Genomic DNA, 20,298 nt, shown 5'->3' on the forward strand with positions numbered 1-20,298 from the left:
TGCACGCAGCCGGCCGCCGGCCGGACGTGATGGAGCAGGCAATGGTGGAAGCGCGCGTCCCGCTGACGGTGCATGGCATGTCGGTCTCGGGTAATTGCCACAAGGTCCGCCTGCTGCTGGAGCAGCTCGGCAGCCGTTACCGCTGGGTGGAAGTGGACAGTGCCCACGGCCAGACCCATACCCCGGAATTCCTGGCGCTCAACCCGAATGCCAAGGTGCCGCTGATCGTCCGCGACGATGGCCGCGTGCTGACCGAATCCAACGCGATCCTGTTCTGGCTGGCCGAAGGCACGCCGTACCTGCCCACTGATGGCTGGGAGCGCGCGCAGGCGTTGAGCTGGATGTTCTTCGAGCAGTACACGCACGAGCCGTGCGTGGCAGTGGCGCGCTTCATCCGCGGCTGGACCGCCCCCGATTCGCCGCGCCGCGCCGAACTGCCACGGCTGCACGAGCGCGCGGCCACCGCGCTGGCGGTGATGGAGCTGCACCTGCGCCAGGCACAATGGTTCACCGGCAGCGGATACGGCATCGCCGATATCGCCCTGTTTGCCTATACCGATGTGGCGGGCGAGGGCGGTATCAGCCTGGAGCCGTTCCCGGACGTTCGCGCCTGGCTGCAGCGCGTGCGTGAGCAGCCGCGCTTCCTGCCGATGCCGGCGGTGACCGCCGAAGTGCGCTCGCGATTCGAGGCCGCGTGACTCTCACCAGGGTGACTCCCACAGGGTAGCGCCGGGCCATGCCCGGCCGAATGCAACAACGACACGGAGGGTGTTCGATGTTCGCTGTGGTTCCAGATCCGATTCCCGCACGCATGCGCGTGCTCAACCGCGCCGAAGTGTGCGACGTCAACTTCCTCGATGCGGTGCGTGGCTGGCGCGGCACCCCGCGTCCGCGCCCGGCACCGGATGCGCCGATCCTGCCGGGCAGCACGCTCACCGCCGCTGCTTTCGGCGAACTGTTCGACTCGCAGCTGGCCAGCCGCCAGCTGGACCTGATGGCACGCGTGCTGCGCGTGCAGAACAAGGTCTTCTACACCATCGGTTCCTCCGGCCATGAAGGCAATGCGCTGCTGGCGCGGGCCTGCCGGCATACCGATCCCGCCTTCCTGCACTATCGCTCCGGTGCCTTCATGGCCGAGCGTTCACGCCAGGTGCCGGGTATCGACCCGCTGCGCGATGCCGCTCTGTCCTTCGCCGCCAGCGCGGATGATCCGGCCAGCGGTGGCCGCCACAAGGTGTGGGGCAGCAAGCCATTGTGGGTGCTGCCGCAGACCTCGACGATTGCTTCGCACCTGCCGAAGGCGCTGGGCACCGCGCTGGCCATCGAGAGCGGCAAGCGGTTGGGGCAGGCGCTGCCGGTTCCCACCGATAGCATCGTGCTGTGCTCGTTCGGGGATGCCTCGGCCAACCATGCCACCGCGCAGACCGCGTTCAATACCGCGATGTGGTCGGCCTACCAGAAGCTGCCGGCGCCGATCCTGTTCGTCTGCGAGGACAACGGGCTGGGCATTTCGGTGAAGACGCCGGACGGCTGGATTGCCGAGCGCTTCAGCCGGCAGCCAGGGCTCGACTATTTCTTCGCCGATGGCCTGGACCTGGCCACCGGGCACGCCCAGGTGCAGGCCGCGGTGGAACATTGCCGGCGCACGCGGCGGCCGACCTTCCTGCATCTGCGTACCACGCGCCTGATGGGCCATGCCGGCACCGACTTTGAAGTGGAATGGCGCGCGCTGCCGGAGCTGTGCGCGGCCGAGGCGCAGGATCCGCTGCTGCGCTCGGCGCAGATCGCGATGGAATCGGGCTGGATGGATGCAGCCGCCATCGAAGTGGCCTACGAAACGATGCGCGCGCGCTGCATGGCGGCGGCCGCCGACGCCGAAGGCCACCCGACGCTGCAGTCGCTGCAGGAAGTGATGGCGCCACTGGCGCCGTACACACCATCGGCGGTGCAGGCTGAAGCGCGGCGCGAGGTGCCCGCCGAGATGCGCGAAGCGCTGTATGGCGGTGCGGAGACCCTGCCCGAGCGACAGGCACCACGGCACCTTGCCATCCAGATCAACCACGGCCTGCAGGAGCTGCTGGCGAAGTATCCGCAGAGCCTGCTGTTCGGCGAGGACGTCGCGCAGAAGGGCGGTGTCTACACCGTCACCAAGGATCTGCTGCGCCGCTTCGGCCCACGCCGGGTGTTCAACACCCTGTTGGACGAAACCATGATCCTGGGCATGGCGCAGGGCCTGGCCAACATGGGCATGCTGCCGATTCCGGAGATCCAGTACCTGGCCTACCTGCACAACGCCATCGACCAGCTGCGCGGCGAAGCGTGTTCGCTGCAGTTCTTCTCCAATGACCAGTACCGCAACCCGATGCTGGTGCGGGTGGCCGGGTTGGGATACCAGAAGGGTTTCGGCGGCCACTTCCACAACGATAATTCGATCACGGCACTGCGCGACATTCCCGGCCTGATAGTCGGTTGCCCGTCGCGTGGCGACGATGCGGTGATGATGCTGCGCACGCTGGCGGCGCTGGCCCGGGTGGATGGGCGTGTGGCGGTGTTCCTGGAGCCGATCGCGCTGTACATGAGCAAGGACCTGCATGAGCCGGGCGATGGCCAGTGGCTGTTCGACTACCCGGCCCAGGGCCAGGCGCTGGTACCGGGCGAGGGGCGGGTCTATGCGCCGGAGGCAGGCGACCTGGTGGTCTACACCTATGGCAACGGCGTGCCGATGGCGCTGCGCGCGGCGCGGGCGATCGAGCAGCAGCTGGGCTGGCAGGTTCGGGTGGTCGACCTGCGCTGGCTGGTGCCACTGGATGCGGGCTTCATCGCCAGCCAGGCGGCCAGTGCACGGCGGGTGCTGGTGCTGGACGAGGGTCGCCACAGTGGCGGGGTGGGCGAGGGCGTGGTGACCGCACTGGTCGAGGCCGGTTTCGGCCATCTGCCGCTGCGCCGGGTCTGCGGTGCCGATACCTATACCCCGCTGGCGGGGGCAGCAATGTTCGGGCTTCCAAGCGACAATGCGGTGATTGGCGCCGCCCTTGAACTGGCGCAGGAACCTTGATGCATGTGTGGATTGGCGGGAATGTTGTTGCCGGCGCCTGTGGCGTCGGCCGAGGTGCTGCAGGCGCAGGTCCTGGCCATGGGCGAGGCGCTGCACCACCGCGGGCCGGATGATGGCGGCAGCTGGGTCGATGCCGGCGCAGGCATCGCGCTGGCGCACCGCCGGCTGAGCATTCTCGACCTGTCGCCGCTGGGCCACCAGCCGATGGCCTCGTCCGATGGTCGCTACGTGATGGCCTACAACGGCGAGGTCTACAACTTTGCCGCCCTGCGTGCCGAACTGGAGCCGCTGGGGCATGCCTTCCGTGGTCACTCCGACACCGAGGTGCTGCTGGCAGCGATCCTGCAATGGGGCATCGAGGACACCCTGCAGCGCTGCAACGGCATGTTCGCCATCGCGCTGTGGGACCGCCAGCAGCAGTGCCTGTGGCTGGCCCGCGATCGTGTTGGCAAGAAGCCGCTGTACTACGGCTGGGCCGGTGACACCCTGGTGTTCGGTTCCGAACTGAAGGCGCTGTGGCAGCACCCGGCGTTCGACAACGACATCGACCGCGACGCACTGACCCTGTTGCTGCGGTTGGACTACATTCCGGCCCCGCACAGCATCCACCAGCGCTGCTACAAGCTGATGCCGGGCCGCGTGCTGCGCCTGGATGCCGAAGCCGTCGCGGCGGGTGCATCGGCGCATCGCCCGGAACAGGCGCAGCGTCCGTACTGGGATGCGCGGGCACGCATGCAGGCGGCGCTGGCCGCGCCGTTCCAGGGCCGCATCGAAGAGGCCGAGGAACAGCTGGACGGGCTGCTGCGCGACGCAGTGGCGCTGCGCATGGTGGCCGACGTGCCGGTGGGGGTGTTCCTGTCCGGCGGCACCGATTCATCGCTGGTGGCCGCGCTGATGCAGGCACAGAGCGGTCAGCCGGTGCACAGCTTCAGTATCGGCTTCACCGGTTCGGGCCACGACGAGGCGCCGCTGGCCAAGGAACTGGCCGCGCATCTGGGCTGTGACCACACCGAACTCTACGTCAGCGGTGCCGATGCACTGGCGGTGGTGCCGCAGTTGCCGGCAATGTTCGACGAACCCTTCGCTGATGCCTCGCAGGTGCCGACCGCGCTGGTCGCCCGCCTGGCGCGGCAGGGCGTAACCGTCGCGCTGTCCGGCGATGGTGGTGACGAGCTGTTCTTCGGCTATACCCGCTATGTGCGCGCGCTGCGCAACTGGCAGATGCTGGGCCGCGTGCCAGGGCCGCTGCGGCGTTGGATGGGCGCGCGCTCCCAGCAGCAGGGCGAGGCCTCGCGTACCGGCGGCCTGGCCGCGCTGTTGGCCGAGTCCGGCGCGCGTGGCATCGGTGACGTGTACCGCAACCGCATCTCGCGCTGGCGCGACCCGACGGCGGCAGTGCCGGGCGCGCAGGCTGCCGGCAGCTTCTACGACCTGGCCGATCCGTTGCACGGCGCCGGCACACCGGCCGACGCGATGATGCTGGCCGATTACGTGACCTACCTGCCGGATGACCTGCTGTGCAAGGTCGACCGCACCTCGATGGCAGTCAGCCTGGAGGCACGCGCGCCGCTGCTGGACTGGCGCGTTGCCGAGTTCGCCTGGTCGCTGCCGCTGGGCTTCAAGCGCAGCGAAACCACCAGCAAGGTGCTGCTCAAGCGCGTTCTTGGCCGCTACGTGCCGCAGTCGATGGTGCACCGGCCCAAGCGCGGGTTCGGTGCGCCGGTCAGCGACTGGCTGAAGGGCGACCTGCGGCCGTGGGCCGAAGACCTGCTGCAGCCGGCTCGCCTGGAGCGCGAAGGCGTGTTGTCGGCGGCGGCGGTGCAGCCGCTGTGGCAGCAGTTCCTGGGCGGCCAGCGCAAGTGGCATACCCACCTGTGGAACGTGCTGATGTTCCAGGCTTGGCAGGCGCATTGGCGGCAGGTGCGGGCCGGCGTGACCGGCGGCTGATCTTCACCGGACGGCACGGGCCCGGCGTCTAGGCTGGGCCTCCCGCACCGTGAGGAGTATGTCCCTATGTCCGTCCCCACCATCGCCGTGTTCGTCGGCAGCCTGCGCAAGGAGTCCTGCAACCGCAGGCTGGCCCATGCGCTGGAGAAGATCGCTGGCAACCGCGCGCGCTTCCAGTACGTGCAGATCGGCGATCTCCCGCTCTACGACCAGGATTTCGATGGCCAGTACCCGCCGCAGGGCACCCGGCTGAAGGATCAGGTGCGTGCCGCTGACGCGGTGCTGTTCGTGACCCCTGAATACAACCGGTCCGTGCCCGGCGTACTGAAGAACGCCATCGATATCGGCTCCCGCCCGTATGGCGACAGCGCGTTTTCCGGCAAGCCGGCGGCGGTGATCGGCGCCTCCATCGGCCAGATCGGCACCGCCGTGGCCCAGCAGCACCTTCGCAACAGCCTGGCCTTCCTGGACATGCACGTGCTCGGCCAACCCGAGGCGTTCATCCATTTCAAGGACGGCCTGATCGATGCCGACGGCACGGTCCACAACGAAGGCACGCAGAAGTTCCTGCAGGGCTATGTGGACCGGTTCCTGGCGCTGATCGCGGTTCACGTCAAGGGCGATTGACGCCAGCGGTTGCCACCCCCATCTGCGATAATGCCCGCTCGGGTGCCGCAACGGCGCCCGTCGCAGGCAGTGCGACGCCCCCACGCCAATCTGGCCAGGCACCGGCGGATATCCCCCGTTTCTCCACGGCTTATCCACAGGCTTGTCCATGGCCGCCGGGGTCGGCGCATGCCTACACTCGTCCGGCCCACTTTTGCAGGAAACACCGCAGCATGTCCGCTCGCCCCGGCTTCCGTTCCAACCGCAGAGAGCGCGGTGATGGCTTCGATCGCGATCGCGACGAATCGCGCATCGACCAGTTGCGGGTACCGCCCCATTCGGTGGAAGCCGAGCAGGCGGTGCTGGGTGGCCTGATGCTGGCCCCGGAGGCCTATGACCGGGTCAATGACCAGCTGACCGAAGGCGATTTCTACCGCCGCGACCACCAGATGATCTACCGCGCGATCCGTGAGCTGTCCGAGCGCGAGCGGCCGTTCGATGCGGTGACCCTGGGCGAGTGGTTCGAATCACAGGGCAAGATGGAACTGGTGGGCGATGGTGCCTATCTGATCGAGCTGGCCAGTACCACGCCGTCGGCGGCCAACATCGTGGCCTACGCCGAGATCGTGCGTGACAAGGCGGTGCTGCGGCAGCTGATCCAGGTGGGCACCGACATCGTCAACGATGGTTTCCAGCCTGAGGGCCGTGAGAGCAGCGAGCTGCTGGCATCGGCGGAAAAGAGCGTGTTCGCCATCGCCGAACAGGGCGCACGCGGCCGTACCGATTTCGTGGCGATGCCCGGTGCACTGAAGGATGCCTTCGAAGAGCTGCGCAGCCGCTTCGAGAACGGCGGCAACATCACCGGCCTGCCGACCGGCTACAACGATTTCGATGCGATGACCTCCGGTCTGCAGCCGACCGACCTGATCATCCTGGCTGCGCGCCCGGCCATGGGCAAGACCACCTTTGCGCTGAACATCGCCGAGTACGCGGCGATCAAATCGAAGAAGGGCGTGGCGGTGTTCTCGATGGAAATGTCGGCATCGCAGCTGGCGATGCGCCTGATTTCCTCCAACGGCCGCATCAACGCGCAGCGCCTGCGTACCGGCCAGCTGGAAGACGAGGACTGGAGCCGCGTCACCAGTGCGATCAAGATGCTGAAGGAAACCAAGATCTTCATCGACGATACGCCGGGCGTGTCGCCGGAAGTGCTGCGTTCCAAGTGCCGCCGCCTCAAGCGCGAGCACGACCTGGGCCTGGTGGTGATCGACTACCTGCAGCTGATGAGCGTGCCGGGCAACAGCGAAAACCGCGCGACCGAAATCTCGGAGATCTCGCGTTCGCTGAAGGGCCTGGCCAAGGAACTGCACGTGCCGGTGATCGCGCTGTCGCAGCTCAACCGCTCGCTGGAAACACGTACCGACAAGCGCCCGGTGATGGCCGACCTTCGCGAATCGGGCGCAATCGAGCAGGACGCGGACATGATCGTCTTCATCTACCGCGACGATTACTACAACAAGGAAAATTCGCCGGACAAGGGCCTGGCCGAGATCATCATCGGCAAGCACCGTGGTGGCCCGACCGGTTCGTGCAAGCTGAAGTTCTTCGGCGAATACACCCGCTTCGACAACCTGGCCCACGATTCGGTCGGCTCGTTCGAGTAACAGGCGTGCCGGCCGCTGGCCGGCAATCTCCTCCTGGCCGGCAAACCATTCGAAACACCAAACGTCCGTATGTGGCGTGTAAATGACATGTAACGCGACGCTTCTACGATTCCGCCGCTGCTGCCCTTCGACGCCGCCCTTCGGCGTCCAGCGTGCCCAAGGAATCCGCCCCCATGCCGTCCCACGCTCCGCTCCGCCGCAATCTGCTGGCCCTGCTGGTCTGTGCTTCGCTGCCGTCGCTGGCTGTCGCTGAAACCGCCCCCACGACCGACGCGCCGTCGGCCACCACCCTCGATTCGATCTCGGTGATCGGCCGCGGCGAAGCCCGCCAGGTGCAGCGTGTGACCGCCGAGGACATGAAGAGCCTGCCGCCGGGTGCCAACCCGCTGAAGCTGCTGGCCAGCAAGCCGGGCGTGCACTTCGAATCGGCTGATGCCACCGGCGCCTACGAATGGTCCACCAGCATCAGCCTGCGTGGTTTCAACCAGAACCGCCTGGGCTACACCCTTGATGGCATCCCGCTGGGCAACATGGCCTACGGCAACAGCAACGGCCTGCACATCAGCCGCGCGGTGATCAGCGAGAACCTGGGCGGCGCGGAGGTTTCCACCGGCATTGGCGCGCTGGGTACGCCGTCCACCAGCAACCTTGGCGGCGTGTTCCAGTTCTATTCGATCGACCCGTCCACCGAATACGGCGTGGTTCTGGCACAGGGCTTTGGCAGCGACAACGCGCGCCGTAGCTATGCGCGCCTGGAGACTGGTGAACATCAGGGCTTTGCGGCCTACCTGTCCGGCGCATACTCGGAAGGCGACAAGTGGAAGGGCAAGGGCTCGCAGGAGCTGAAGCAGTTCAACGGCAAGGCCACCTACAACTTCGGAACGGACAGCAGGATTACCGCGCTGTTCAACGCCTCGCGCCGCGTCGAGGCCGATTACCAGGACCTGTCGCTGGAGATGATCGATCGTCTCGGCTGGGACTGGGACAACTACGCGCCGGACTGGAACCGTGCCGTGGCCGCTGCACGCGGCACGTTCAGCGGCGGCGTCAACAGCCCGTGGGATGCGTACTACTCCGGCCACGGCCTGCGCAATGACGACCTGTCCAGCATCGCCGGCGATTTCGGCCTGAACGAGTCGATGCGCCTGAAGGTCAACGTCTACAACCACAGCAACCGTGGCCAGGGCCACTGGTTCAGCCCGTCCAATCCGTCCAACCCGGGTACCAGCCGCGAGATCCCGATCTCGATCCGCACCACCGAGTATGCGATCGACCGCACCGGTGTGACCTCTGCGTTCACCTGGAACGTGGCGGGCCACGAGCTGGAAGCGGGCCTGTGGTACGAGGACAACGGCCACAGCGTGCAGCGCAATTTCTATTACATCGACGGCCCGATCACCGACGATTTCTTCCTGCGTAATCCGGATCAGCGCGTGTGGCATCAGCGCTACACCACCATCACCGGCCAGTTCTACGTGCAGGACCGTTTCCGCCTGTTCGATGACCGTCTGACCATCGACATCGGTGCGAAGTCGCCGCACACCCGCACCCGCGTGCGCACACCGCTGGGCAGCTATGCCAACAACAGTAGCCTGACCTCGAAGAAGGGCTTCCTGCCGCAGGCCGGCTTCAACTTCAAGCTCAACGAAGGCAACGAGATATTCGGTTCGTTCGCCAAGAACATCGCGGCCTATGCACTGGGCGTGGGCAGTCCGTTCAACGTGCCGCAGGCCGCGTTCGATGCCAGCGCGAAGAGCCTGAAGCCGGAACAGTCGCGCACCCTCGAACTGGGCTGGCGCGGCTACGGCCAGGGCTATGAAGCCTCGGTGGCGGTGTATGACGTGAAGTTCGACAACCGCCTGCTGGCCATCGCGCAGTGCGTGGGCATCCTCGGTTGCCCGGCGCTGTTCTCCAACGTCGGTTCGGTGACCAGCCGCGGTGCCGAGGCGACCCTGCAGTTGAAGCCGATGCAAAACCTGACCTGGTCCAATGCGCTGTCGTGGAATGACAGTACCTACGACAACGACTACGTGAACAACGGCGTGGTGCCGACCCGCGGCAAGACGACCGTCGACACACCGGAGTGGATGTTCGCCAGCACCCTGGCCTGGACCCCGGGCCCGTGGGACCTGCGACTGGCCGCCAACCATGTCGGCAAGCGTTACGTGACCTATACCAACGATGTGTCGGTGCCGAGCTACTGGCTGGTCAATGCGTCGGTGACCTATGACTTCGGCACGCTCGGCCCGGCACAGAACCTGACCGTGGCGCTGAACCTGACCAACCTGACCGACAAGCGCTACCTGTCTTCGATCAACACCAACGGCACCTACGCCGCCGACCCGACCCGCAGCTTGGCGACCATGCAGGTCGGCGCGCCGCGGCAGGTGATGGCCACCGCCACCGTGCACTTCTGATGCGCGGGCCTGTCGATCCGGAAAGCCGTCGTCGCCTGTTGCGCATGGCGTGGCAGGGGACAGGGGCGGCGATCGCGCTGGCGGCGATGCCAGGGCTGGCCACGGCCGGCCCACGGCCGCGGCTGGGGCGTGATCCGTTCACCCTCGGAGTCGCCGCCGGTGATCCGGATCCGCAGGGGGCAGTGTTGTGGACGCGGCTGGCGCCGGACCCGCTCAACGGCGGCGGCATGCCGTCGCGGGCGGTGCCCGTGCGCTGGTTCGTGGCCGAAGACCCCGGCATGCGCCGGCTGGTGCAGCGGGGCGTTGCTGCGGCTGTGCCGGAGCTGGCCCATTCGGTACATGTGGAGGTCAACGGCCTGCGTCCCGGCCGCGATTATTACTATCGTTTCGCCTGCGACGGCGATGAGGAAAGCGTGGTCGGCCACTTCCGCACCGCGCCGCTGCTGGACACGCAGTTGCAGCAGTTGCGGTTGGCGCTGTGTACCTGCCAGGCGTGGAACAGCGGCTACTACCCGGTGCTGCGTGACATCGCGCAGAGTGATGTCGACCTGGTGCTGCATGCCGGCGACTACCTGTATGAATACAGCCCGCTGCAGAACGCGCGTGGCAGCACGCTGGATGCGGCGCGGTTCAGTGGCGAGACGGTGAGCCTGGAACGTTACCGTGACCAGTACGCGCTGTACAAACTCGATCCCGACCTGCAGGCCGCGCACGCCGCACACGCGTTCGCGGTGATCTGGGATGACCACGAAGTGCAGAACGATTACTCCGGCATCCACCCGGAGAAGCCCGGCGTCTCAATGGAGGATTTCATCATCCGCCGCGCGGCCGCGTATCGTGCGTTCTACGAGCACCTGCCGATGCGCAGCACGCCTGCGGGCAACGGTGGCCTGCGCGTGCATCGGCGCCTGCGTTACGGCGATCTTGCACAGCTGACGCTGCTCGACTGCCGCCAGTTCCGCCCGGCCAATCCCTGCGGTGTGGGCGAGTCACCGCGCTGCGAGGCGGCGCTGGATCCACGCATGAGCATGCTCGGCACGGGCCAGGAGGCGTGGTTCGCGCAGTCGATGGCCGTCGCGCGGGGCACGCGCTGGAACGTGGTGGTACAGCAGCTGCTGATGGCGCAGCTGCGGCTGGACGGTGGCACACCGCGCGAGCGCTTCTGGAACGACGCCTGGGATGGCTATCCCACCGCACGCAACCGCCTGCTGCAGGCCTTGCAGGCGGGCGGGCAGGGCAATGCCATTGTGCTGGGCGGTGACTGGCATTCCACCTTCGTCAACGACCTGAAACTGGATTTCGACGCGGCCAGTGCGCCGGTCGTGGCGACCGAATTCATCGCCCCGGCGATCAGCAGCGGCGGCGACGATACGCCGTATGGTCCGTATTACGGGCCATCGATACCGCAGAACCCGCATATCCGCTATTTCGATGGCGACCGCCGTGGCTGGTGGAAGCTGCAGCTGAACCGGCAGACCGTTGAGGCGGAGCTGCGCTTCGCCGACAGCGTGCTGCGTGCGGACGCCGCAGTGCGCACCGCGGCGCGCTTCCAGGTGACCCACGGCCGCCCGGGCGCAGTGCAGCTCCTGTAGAGCCGAGCCCACGCTCGGCTGCTTCTGGAAAGCCGAGCGCAGGCTCGGCTCTACAACAGCGCTGGACCGGTTTCATCGTCCCCAGCCCGGTTTCGTCGCAAACCGTTTGTGCGTGGCAAGGGCAGGGCGCCAAGGTGTCCGCAGGCGGCAAGGTGCCGCCACAAGGAGACCGTGATGAAGACCCTGTTCGCGCTCGGTGTGTGGTGCCTGCTGTTCGTGCTGTGCTGGCCGCTGGCGATCCTCGCCCTGATCGCCTGGCCGTTCGTCTGGCTGCTGAGCCTGCCGTTCCGACTGGTCGGCATCACCTTCTCGGCGCTGTTTGCGTTCCTGCGTGCGCTGTTCATGTTGCCGGCACGGTTGCTCGGCGGCCGGGCGGTGGCGGCATGAGGGCCGTGTTGCTGATGGGCCTGGTCCTGTTGTCAGGCCCGGTGCTGGCCACACCGCCCGCGCCGCCATCGGCGTGGCTGGAGCGCCAGCAGGCAGCCGGTGCCGACGAGGCGAATGCTGCGGGGGCGACGGCTTCGAAGGTGCCGGAGGCCAAGGCGCACTGCCGGGTCACGAAGGAATGGAAGGTTGGCGAGACGGTGGTGCAGCACAGGGTCTGTGACGATCCGCCGAAGAAGCCAGCTGAAAAGGTGTAGCGCCGAGCCCATGCTCGGCTGGGCCTTCACGGACCGCCAAGTGCGCAGCCGAGCGTGGGCTCGGCTCTACATGAAGAAGGGCAACAAAAAACCCCGCCGAGGCGGGGTTTTTCGTTTGCAGGCGCGTGCCGACCAACGGTCGGCACCTACCTGGATGCAGATCAGTTCGCCTTGTGGATGGCGCGCTTGCTGACCGCCATCGCCGCGTCGTGGATCACTTCCGACAGCGACGGGTGGGCGTGGCAGATGCGGGCCAGGTCATCGGCCGAGCCGCTGAACTCCATGGTCAGCACACCTTCGTGCACCAGCTCGGAGACATTGGCACCGACCAGGTGCATGCCGAGGATGCGATCGGTTTCGGCATGGGCCAGGATCTTCACGAAGCCTGCCGGCTCGATCATCGCCACGGCGCGGCCGTTGGCGGCGAACGGGAAGCTGCCGGCCTTGTAAGGAATACCTTCGGCCTTCAGCTGGGCTTCGGTCTTGCCGACCCAGGCCAGTTCCGGCTCGGTGTAGATGACCCACGGGATGGTGTCGAAGTTGACGTGGCCCGGCAGGCCGGCGATCAGCTCAGCCACCGCGATGCCTTCCTCGAAGCCCTTGTGCGCCAGCATCGGGCCGCGCACGCAGTCGCCGACCGCCCACACGCCATTGACGCCGGTGTGGCAGTGCGCATCGACTTCGATCTGGCCGCGCTCGTTGACCTTCACGCCGGTGCCTTCGGCCAGCAGGCCCTTGGTGGCGGCGCGACGGCCGACGGCCACCAGCAGCTTGTCCACGGTCAGGGTCTTTTCGCCTTCGCTGTCGGTGTAGGTGACAACGACTTCCTTCTTCTTGCCCTTGCCGGTGATCTCGGTCTTGGAGACCTTGGCACCGAGGCGGATGTCCAGGCCCTGCTTCTTGAATTCCTTGGCAGCGGTCTTGGCCACTTCCGCGTCGGCCACGGCCAGGAACTCCGGCAGTGCTTCCAGGATGGTGACTTCGGCGCCCAGGCGCTTCCACACGCTGCCCAGTTCCAGGCCGATCACGCCGGCGCCGATCACCGCCAGGCGGTTCGGCACTTCGGTGAAGTCCAGGCCGCCGACGTTGTCGACGATGGTCTCGCCGTCGAACTTGGCGAACGGCAGTTCGATTGAGTCCGAACCGGCCGCAATGATGACGTTGGTACCCTTCAGCTCGACGATGGAACCGTCATGCTGGGTGACCTTGACCACGTTGCCCGGCTGCAGTTCGCCGAAGCCGTAGTAGGCGGCGACCTTGTTGGCCTTGAACAGCATGCCGATGCCGCCGGTGAACTGCTTGACGATCTTGTCCTTGCGGCCAATCATCGCCTCGACGTCGATCTTGGCATCCTTGAAGCTGATGCCGTGGTCGCCAAAGATGTGGCCCATGTTCCAGAACTGGCGCGAGGAATCCAGCAGCGCCTTGGACGGGATGCAGCCCACGCGCAGGCAGGTGCCGCCGAGGGCCGGCTTGCCGTCCTTGCCCAGCGCTGCGTCGATGCAGGCGGTCTTCAGGCCCAGCTGGGCCGCGCGGATGGCAGCGTGGTAACCGGCCGGGCCGGCACCGATGACGACGACGTCGAATTGTTCAGCCATTGAATTATTCCTTGATGCATTACCAGAACCCCTCCGCGCAGGCGCGGAGGGGCGGGAGGTGTCTTACAGGCCGAACAGCATGCGGCCCGGGTTTTCCAGCTGGTTCTTGATGTCCACCAGGAACTGCACCGAATCCTTGCCGTCGATGATGCGGTGGTCGTACGACAGCGCCAGGTACATCATCGGCGCGATCACGACCTGGCCGTTCTGGGCGATCGGACGCTCCTTGATGGCGTGCATGCCCAGGATGGCGCTCTGCGGCGGGTTGATGATCGGGGTCGACAGCAGCGAACCGAAGGTGCCGCCGTTGGTCACGGTGAAGGTGCCGCCCTGCAGTTCTTCCAGGCTCAGCTTGCCGTCACGGGCCTTCTTGGCGTAGTCGGCGATGGTCTTCTCGATGTCGGCGAACGACATGCGCTCGACGTTGCGCAGCACCGGCGTGACCAGGCCCTTCTCGGTCGACACGGCGATCGAGATGTCCGAGTAGCCGTGATAGATGATGTCGTCGCCGTCGATCGAGGCGTTGACCAGCGGGAAGCGCTGCAGGGCATTGGCCGCGGCCTTCACGAAGAAGCTCATGAAGCCCAGCTTGATGCCGTGTGCCTTGACGAACTCGTCCTGCAGTTCCTTGCGCGCCGCCGAGACCTTGGACAGGTCGACTTCGTTGAAGGTGGTCAGCATGGCGGTGGAGTTCTTCGACTCCATCAGGCGCTCGGCGATGCGCTTGCGGATGCGGGTCATCGGCACGCGTTCTTCCGGACGTGCGCCACCGGCCTTGCCGGCGCCGCCGTTGCGGGCGAAGTTGACGATGTCTTCCTTGGTCACCGCGCCGCGACGGCCGGTGCCGTCGACGTCGGCCGGGTTCACGCCTTCGGTGATGGCGGTGAAGCGGGCGCCCGGCGGCAGGGCGTCGGCGGCCGACTTGGCAGCCGGGGCCGGAGCGGCGGCTGCGGCCGGAGCAGCGGCGGCCGGGGCAGCGGCAGCCGCCGGAGCGGCTTCAGCAGCCGGAGCCGGGGCAGCAGCCACGGCGCCTTCTTCGATGATCGCCACGACCTGACTGGAGGTCACGGTCGAGCCTTCGGCGAACTTGATTTCCTTGAGCACGCCGTCGACCGGCGACGGCACTTCCAGGACGACCTTGTCGGTTTCCAGGTCAAGCAGGTTTTCGTCGCGCTTGACGGCGTCGCCCACCTTCTTGTGCCAGGTGGCGATGGTGCCGTCGGCGACGGATTCGGGCAGTACCGGGGCTTTGACTTCGGTGGCCATTGCGGGAGCTTCCTGGTTTGTCTTCTAAATAGGGGGAGGATTATTCAGCGAACGTGTCGTTGAACGGGTTGACCAGTGCGTCGGCGACCAGCTGCTGCTGTTCGCGGACGTGGTCAGCCATGTGACCGGCAGCCGGCGAAGCCGAACGTGCGCGACCGGCGTAGTGCAGGTTCTGGCCATCGGCCAGGCAGAACTGCAGGTGGTGGCGGATCTGGTACCACGCACCCTGGTTCTGCGGCTCTTCCTGCGTCCACACCACGTCGGTGGCCTTGCCGTACTTCTTCAGTTCGGCAGCCAGCAGTGCACGTGGGAACGGATACAGCTGCTCCACGCGGATGATCGCCACGTCGTCCTGGCCACGCTTGGTCTGGTCTTCCAGCAGGTCGTAGTAGACCTTGCCCGAGCACAGCACCACGCGCTTGACCTTCTTGGCGTCCGCGCTGGCGTCGCCGATCAGGTGCTGGAACTCGCCATTGGCCAGCTCGTCCAGGGTCGACACGGCCAGCTTGTGGCGCAGCAGTGACTTCGGCGACATCACCACCAGCGGCTTGCGGGTGGTCATGTGCAGCTGGCGACGCAGCATGTGGAAGGCCTGCGCCGGGGTCGACGGCACGACAACCAGCATGTTCTCCAGCGCGCACAGCTGCAGGAAGCGCTCCAGGCGCGCCGAGCTGTGTTCCGGGCCCTGCCCTTCATAGCCATGCGGCAGCAGCAGGGTCAGGCCGGAAATGCGGCCCCACTTGGCTTCACCGGCGGCGATGAACTGGTCGATCACCACCTGGGCGCCGTTGGCGAAGTCGCCGAACTGACCTTCCCAGATGCACAGCGTGTTCGGATCGGTGGTGGAGAAGCCGTACTCGTAGGCCATCACCGCTTCTTCGCTCAGCAGCGAATCGATGACGGTGGCCTTCTCCGGCGAATCCACCAGCTGCCGCAGCGGCATGTAGTAGTTGTCGGTCTTCTGGTCGTGCAGGATCGCGTGGCGGTGCGTGAACGTACCGCGGCCCACGTCCTGGCCGACCAGGCGCAGTGCATGGCCTTCATCGAGCAGGGTGGCATAGGCCAGGTTCTCGGCAAAGCCCCAGTCGCCCGGGATCTCGCCGGCGGCCATCTTGCGGCGGTCGTCGTAGACCTTGGCCACGCGCGAGTGCAGCTGCACGTCTTCGGGAATGGTGTTGATCAGCTTAGCCAGCTCGACCAGCTTGTTCTTCTCGACCTTGGTCGAGATCGGATCGGACAGCTTGCCTTCCAGCAGCTTCGGCCAATCGACGAACAGCGGGCTGGTCGGCGGGGTCTTCTCGACCTTGGCCAGCTCGGTGGTCACTTCACCGGCGTCCAGCTTCTCGCGGTAGGCATCGACCATCGCCTTGCCGGCGCCGGCGGCGATCACGCCCGCCTTTTCCAACTGCTCGGCGTACATCTCGCGGGTGGTGGCGTGCTTGCGGATCACCTGGTACATCAGCGGCTGGGTGATCGCCGGTTCGTCGGCCTCGTTGTGGCCCCAACGGCGGTAGCACATCAGGTCGATGACCACGTCCTTGGCAAACTTCTGGCGGAACTCGAAGGCCAGCTGCGCGGCGAACACCACCGCTTCCGGATCATCGCCGTTCACGTGCAGCACCGGGGCGGCGATCATCTTCGCCACGTCGGTGGCGTAGCGAGTGGAACGCGTATCCAGCGGGTTGGAGGTGGTGAAGCCGACCTGGTTGTTGACCACGATGTGCACGGTGCCGCCGACGGCGAAGCCGCGGGCCTGCGACATCTGGAACAGCTCCATGACCACGCCCTGGCCGGAGAAGGCCGCGTCGCCGTGGATCAGGATCGGCATGACCTGCTTGCGGGCGGTGTCCTTGCGGCGCTCCTGGCGCGAACGCACGGAACCGGCCACGACCGGGTCGGCGATTTCCAGGTGCGACGGGTTGAACGCCAGCGCCAGGTGCACCGGGCCGCCTTCGGTGGCGACGTCGGCCGAGAAGCCCATGTGGTACTTCACGTCACCGGCCGAGGCGTGCTCGTCGTGCTCGAACTTGCCTTCGAACTCGTCGAACAGCTTGCGCGGGTTCTTGCCCAGGGTGTTGACCAGCACGTTCAGGCGGCCGCGGTGGGCCATGCCGATCACCACGTCCTTGACGCCATCCTTGCCGGCGCTGCGGATGATGGTGTCCATCATCGGGATCAGCGAGTCGCCGCCTTCCAGCGAGAAGCGCTTCTGGCCGACGTACTTGGTGTGCAGGTAGCGCTCCAGGCCTTCAGCCGCGGTCAGGCGCTCCAGGGTGCGGCGCTGGGTGTCAGCGTCCAGCTGGTAGTTGCCACCGGCCGCTTCCAGCTTCTTGTAGATCCACTGGCGCTGCTCGACCTCGGAGATGTGCATGAACTCCGCACCGATCGAGCCGGTGTAGGTCGCCTTCAGGCGTGCAAGCAGGTCGCGCAGCTTCATGCGCGGCTGGCCGCCGACGCCGCCGGTGCTGAACTCGCTGTTGAGGTCGGCATCGGACAGGCTGTGGAACGGGAGGCCCAGGTCCGGGGTGTTGACCGGTGCGGCCAGCCCCAGCGGATCAAGGCGCGCGTCCAAGTGACCACGCGAGCGGTAGGCGGTGATCAGGCGACCGACATTGCGCTCACGCTCGTCGCCCGCACCGCTGCCGGTGCCGGCTTTCAGCGCATCCTTGGCCGCGTCCGCGATGTGGGAGATGACAGCCGAGTGCGGGATGTCACCTGCTTCGCGGCCCTTGAAGCCGTCGAAGTAGGTTTTCCATTTGGGATCGACACTATCCGGGGAGACCAGGTACTGCTCGTACAGGTCCTCGACATAGGAGGCGTTGCCGCCGGCGAGTTGCGAAGATTGCGCAAACTGCTTCAGTTGATTGTCCACGATGGAGGGTGCTGATTCGCTTTGTGGGGTATGGCTTCAGAAGGACCCGGCACGAAGATGAATAGCCATGCACGGGCGCGTTCAAACAGCCAAATTGTACCCCCAACCGGACACGAAGGGGCACCACCAGAGGCATCGCGCGTCCCCCGGTGCCGCTTCCAGACAGGTTGGCGCGGTGGCCCGCGCTCAGATGCCGAGCGCGCGCAGTTCGCTGCAATCGCGCGAACGGTCCCAGACACGCTGCAATTGCTGCTCGAACGGCTGCGAACGTGCCGGCAGCGCGATGCCGGCCTCGCCGTCGAGGCGATGCCCGATCAGACGAAAGTAGAAGTCGCCCGCATCGTTGAGCAGGCAGGCCGAGGCCAACGCACGGTCGACCGGGTCGGTGACCTCGCGGAACTGGATCACGCTTGGCAGGCGCTGGGCCAACGCCAGCAGCGGTGCCCCGGCAGAGGCAACGGCAGCCGCATCGTGCACGATCACCCGCAGCTGCTTGTCGTGGCGGGCGGTGACGAAGCGGCGCAGGGCGGCCTGCACCGGCGGTGTGTCAAGCAGGCCGGGGTCCAGCTGGCGGCTGTGCAGCCACAGCTGGCGGCGGGCGCGGTGGATGATGGCGGTGGTGATCGCCACCGCCTCGGCGCGGCCGTCGATGGCGCTGGCCGCGCCCAGCCGGCGACGCATCTGCTGGTGGCCGATGCCGGCCTCCTCGAACACCTCGCCCTCGGGCAGGAAGCCCTGGCGGGCATAGAAGTCACGGGCGGGCAGCTGGGCGTGCAGGTGCAGTTCGGCCAGGCCGAGGCGGCGCCCGGCCTCGACCAGTGCCTCCAGCAGGGCCTCGCCGACCCCCTGGCTGCGATGGCTGGCCAGCACCGCCATGCGGCCGATGCGGCCGTCCGGGGCCAGTCGGCCGGTGCCGACCGGCTGGTTTTCACTGTCCAGCGCCAGCACATGGGCACTGACCGGGTCCAGCGCATCGCGTTCCAGTTCGGCGGCGATGCCCTGTTCCTGCACGAACACGCATTGGCGCACGTCGTGGATGGCGACGTGGGCGTCGGCGTGGCTGACCTGCTGGACCCGAACCATGGCGGCGACTCAGACGCGGCCGGCGTCGCTGTCGTCTTCCTCGTCGTCGTCGAAGTTGACGATGACCTCGATGCCGTCGTCGTGCACGGTCACGGAGTGGACATCGTCGGACACCGCATCGGCGTCTATCGCATCCACGCGGTCACGGCCTTCGACCACTTCGCCGAGCACCACGGCGTCTTCGCCGTCGTCCTCGTCTTCGGCGTCATACACCTCGTTCGGGTCGATCAGCTGGAACACCCCGCCGACCAGCAGCTGCTGGAGCACGGCACGGCCCTTGTCGGACAGGCCACGATAGGCGGCGGCATCGAGCTGTTCGGCGCCGGCCAGACGCTGGGCGTCCTTCACCGGCAGCGCGAAGTCCTGGCCGCTGACGTACAGGCTGGCGCCGCGCTTGGCCCGGCGCCAGGCCAGGCGCGCCCACGGGTGGCGCTGCAGCAGCAGGCCCGAGGCCAGCGCTTCGACCACCTCTTCCTGTGCCGGCGCAGCCTGGTGGGCCATCACTTCGCCCGCTGCGCGGTAGGTGGTGATGAAGCGGCCGAACCAGTCGCCCAGCTTGTCCGGGTCGTTCATGCGGATGGCATTGAGCGCAGTGATCACCCGCGCCATCGCCACTGTGTCGATTTCGTTCGGGTCGGCCGGCACCTTCAGGTCGGCATCCTGGTAGCGGATGTTCTCGTCGGCATCGGCGATCAGGGTGTCCAGATAGTCGCTGATCAGCTCGGCAGAAGACGGCGCACGCATGCCGAACGAGAAGGTCAGGCAGGGGTCTTCGGCCACGCCGTGGTGCGGCACGTTCGGCGGCAGATACAGCATGTCGCCTGGTGCCAGCACCCAGTCGTGGGTCGGCTTGAACACCTTCAGCAGCTTCAGCTCCACGTCCGGACGGAAGCCCAGCGGCGGCTGCTTGCCCTTGATCGATTCGCTGGCATCGATCTGCCAGCGGCGGTGGCCGTGGGCCTGCAGCAGGAATACGTCGTACTGGTCGACGTGGGCGCCGACCGAGCCACCGGTAGCGGCGAAGCTGATCATCACGTCATCCATGCGCCAGCGCGGCAGGAAGCTGAAGTGCTCGATCAGGGCGCGCACGTCCGGGTCCCACTTGTCCACGTCCTGCACCAGCAGGGTCCAGTCGTGGTCGGGCAGGGCGGGGAACACGTCTTCCTGGAATGGGCCGGTGCGCACGCGCCAGCCGTCCTGGGCCTTGTCGTGCTCGATCAGGCGCGCCAGTACACCTTCCTCGCAGGCCAGCCCGGCCAGGTCTTCCGGCTGCACCGGGGTCTGGAAGTCCGGGAAGGCGTTACGGATCAGCAGCGGGCGCTTCTGCCAGAAATCGCGCAGGAAGGTGGCCGGCGCCATGCCCAGCGGCTGGCCGGGACGGGCGGTGACTTCGATGAGGGGGGCGGAGGACTTGCGGGCGGCCATGGGGGAATCCTTGCAGCGGAAAGCGGGAGGGGCGGCGCGGCGGGCCGCCAAGGTCTCCATTGTCCGACGTTCGTTGGGATTGCGCACGTGCGGTGGTTTGTCGCGGGGTGCCGGCCAACGGCGGAGCCCCTC

Annotated in this window: 14 protein-coding genes; 9 read left to right on the forward strand and 5 right to left on the reverse strand. The window is 66.8% G+C overall.

Annotated elements, in window-relative coordinates; translation table 11 throughout:
- Nucleotides 1–41 precede the first annotated feature (41 nt).
- The 9 genes from ARC63_RS19380 (at nt 42) to ARC63_RS19420 (ending at nt 11,922) form a co-directional block, all read left to right on the forward strand.
- Nucleotides 42–698, forward strand: a complete 657-nt coding sequence (locus tag ARC63_RS19380) for a glutathione S-transferase family protein (RefSeq protein ID WP_057504173.1) — start codon at nt 42–44, stop codon at nt 696–698.
- Between the two features lie 77 nt (nt 699–775).
- Entirely contained in the window at nt 776–3,055 is a 2,280-nt protein-coding gene (locus tag ARC63_RS19385; protein ID WP_057504165.1) for a thiamine pyrophosphate-dependent enzyme, read from the forward strand.
- Between the two features lie 3 nt (nt 3,056–3,058).
- Nucleotides 3,059–5,002 (forward strand): asparagine synthase (glutamine-hydrolyzing), encoded by a 1,944-nt coding sequence (gene asnB, locus ARC63_RS19390; protein ID WP_057504166.1) that lies wholly within the window; start codon nt 3,059–3,061, stop codon nt 5,000–5,002.
- Nucleotides 5,003–5,068: 66 nt separating this feature from the next.
- A complete protein-coding gene (locus ARC63_RS19395; protein ID WP_057504167.1) occupies nt 5,069–5,629 on the forward strand; it encodes an NADPH-dependent FMN reductase in 561 nt (186 codons plus the stop codon).
- Nucleotides 5,630–5,841: 212 nt separating this feature from the next.
- Entirely contained in the window at nt 5,842–7,272 is a 1,431-nt protein-coding gene (locus ARC63_RS19400) for a replicative DNA helicase (protein WP_010486827.1), read from the forward strand.
- Between the two features lie 173 nt (nt 7,273–7,445).
- Nucleotides 7,446–9,689: a TonB-dependent receptor gene (locus tag ARC63_RS19405; protein ID WP_057504168.1), complete on the forward strand. Its 2,244-nt coding sequence runs from the start codon at nt 7,446–7,448 to the stop codon at nt 9,687–9,689.
- Nucleotides 9,689–11,281, forward strand: a complete 1,593-nt coding sequence (locus tag ARC63_RS19410; RefSeq protein ID WP_057504169.1) for an alkaline phosphatase D family protein — start codon at nt 9,689–9,691, stop codon at nt 11,279–11,281. Before ARC63_RS19405 ends, ARC63_RS19410 begins: the two co-directional genes overlap by 1 nt.
- 174 nt (nt 11,282–11,455) lie before the next feature.
- On the forward strand, nt 11,456–11,668 hold the full coding sequence (locus tag ARC63_RS19415; protein WP_010486834.1) for a hypothetical protein: 213 nt from the start codon (nt 11,456–11,458) through the stop codon (nt 11,666–11,668).
- Nucleotides 11,665–11,922, forward strand: coding sequence for a hypothetical protein (locus ARC63_RS19420; RefSeq protein ID WP_032952780.1), 258 nt, complete (start codon nt 11,665–11,667; stop codon nt 11,920–11,922). The genes ARC63_RS19415 and ARC63_RS19420 overlap by 4 nt, the downstream gene beginning before the upstream one ends.
- Nucleotides 11,923–12,083: 161 nt before the next feature.
- Here the strand turns inward: ARC63_RS19420 and lpdA are convergent, their stop codons facing one another.
- The 5 genes from lpdA to ARC63_RS19445 form a co-directional block, all read right to left on the reverse strand.
- Complete coding sequence (gene lpdA, locus ARC63_RS19425; RefSeq protein WP_057504170.1) at nt 12,084–13,520, reverse strand: dihydrolipoyl dehydrogenase; 1,437 nt, start codon at nt 13,518–13,520, stop codon at nt 12,084–12,086.
- A 63-nt stretch (nt 13,521–13,583) separates the two neighbouring features.
- Nucleotides 13,584–14,786, reverse strand: a complete 1,203-nt coding sequence (sucB, locus tag ARC63_RS19430) for a dihydrolipoyllysine-residue succinyltransferase (protein ID WP_014037775.1) — start codon at nt 14,784–14,786, stop codon at nt 13,584–13,586.
- Between the two features lie 40 nt (nt 14,787–14,826).
- Nucleotides 14,827–17,658 carry a 2-oxoglutarate dehydrogenase E1 component gene (locus ARC63_RS19435; protein ID WP_043401613.1) on the reverse strand — a complete coding sequence of 944 codons (2,832 nt, stop codon included), beginning with the start codon at nt 17,656–17,658 and terminating at the stop codon, nt 14,827–14,829.
- Between the two features lie 186 nt (nt 17,659–17,844).
- Complete coding sequence (locus tag ARC63_RS19440; protein WP_057504171.1) at nt 17,845–18,741, reverse strand: GNAT family N-acetyltransferase; 897 nt, start codon at nt 18,739–18,741, stop codon at nt 17,845–17,847.
- 9 nt (nt 18,742–18,750) lie between these two features.
- Nucleotides 18,751–20,166 (reverse strand): ribosomal protein uL16 3-hydroxylase, encoded by a 1,416-nt coding sequence (locus tag ARC63_RS19445; RefSeq protein WP_057504172.1) that lies wholly within the window; start codon nt 20,164–20,166, stop codon nt 18,751–18,753.
- Between the last annotated feature and the right edge of the window lie 132 nt (nt 20,167–20,298).

The sequence above is a fragment of the Stenotrophomonas geniculata ATCC 19374 = JCM 13324 genome (assembly GCF_001431625.1).
Taxonomy (GTDB): Bacteria; Pseudomonadota; Gammaproteobacteria; order Xanthomonadales; family Xanthomonadaceae; genus Stenotrophomonas; species Stenotrophomonas geniculata.

What these genes read in the sequence shown, in the direction of transcription:
- ARC63_RS19380 (WP_057504173.1), top strand. Translation starts at nt 42, where the DNA reads ATGGTGGAAGCGCGCGTCCCGCTGACGGTGCATGGCATGTCGGTCTCG.
- ARC63_RS19410 (WP_057504169.1), top strand. Translation starts at nt 9,689, where the DNA reads ATGCGCGGGCCTGTCGATCCGGAAAGCCGTCGTCGCCTGTTGCGCATG.
- ARC63_RS19420 (WP_032952780.1), top strand. Translation starts at nt 11,665, where the DNA reads ATGAGGGCCGTGTTGCTGATGGGCCTGGTCCTGTTGTCAGGCCCGGTG.
- asnB (WP_057504166.1), top strand. Translation starts at nt 3,059, where the DNA reads ATGTGTGGATTGGCGGGAATGTTGTTGCCGGCGCCTGTGGCGTCGGCC.
- ARC63_RS19415 (WP_010486834.1), top strand. Translation starts at nt 11,456, where the DNA reads ATGAAGACCCTGTTCGCGCTCGGTGTGTGGTGCCTGCTGTTCGTGCTG.
- ARC63_RS19445 (WP_057504172.1), bottom strand. Translation starts at nt 20,166, where the DNA reads ATGGCCGCCCGCAAGTCCTCCGCCCCCCTCATCGAAGTCACCGCCCGT.
- ARC63_RS19385 (WP_057504165.1), top strand. Translation starts at nt 776, where the DNA reads ATGTTCGCTGTGGTTCCAGATCCGATTCCCGCACGCATGCGCGTGCTC.
- ARC63_RS19440 (WP_057504171.1), bottom strand. Translation starts at nt 18,741, where the DNA reads ATGGTTCGGGTCCAGCAGGTCAGCCACGCCGACGCCCACGTCGCCATC.
- ARC63_RS19405 (WP_057504168.1), top strand. Translation starts at nt 7,446, where the DNA reads ATGCCGTCCCACGCTCCGCTCCGCCGCAATCTGCTGGCCCTGCTGGTC.
- lpdA (WP_057504170.1), bottom strand. Translation starts at nt 13,520, where the DNA reads ATGGCTGAACAATTCGACGTCGTCGTCATCGGTGCCGGCCCGGCCGGT.
- sucB (WP_014037775.1), bottom strand. Translation starts at nt 14,786, where the DNA reads ATGGCCACCGAAGTCAAAGCCCCGGTACTGCCCGAATCCGTCGCCGAC.
- ARC63_RS19395 (WP_057504167.1), top strand. Translation starts at nt 5,069, where the DNA reads ATGTCCGTCCCCACCATCGCCGTGTTCGTCGGCAGCCTGCGCAAGGAG.
- ARC63_RS19400 (WP_010486827.1), top strand. Translation starts at nt 5,842, where the DNA reads ATGTCCGCTCGCCCCGGCTTCCGTTCCAACCGCAGAGAGCGCGGTGAT.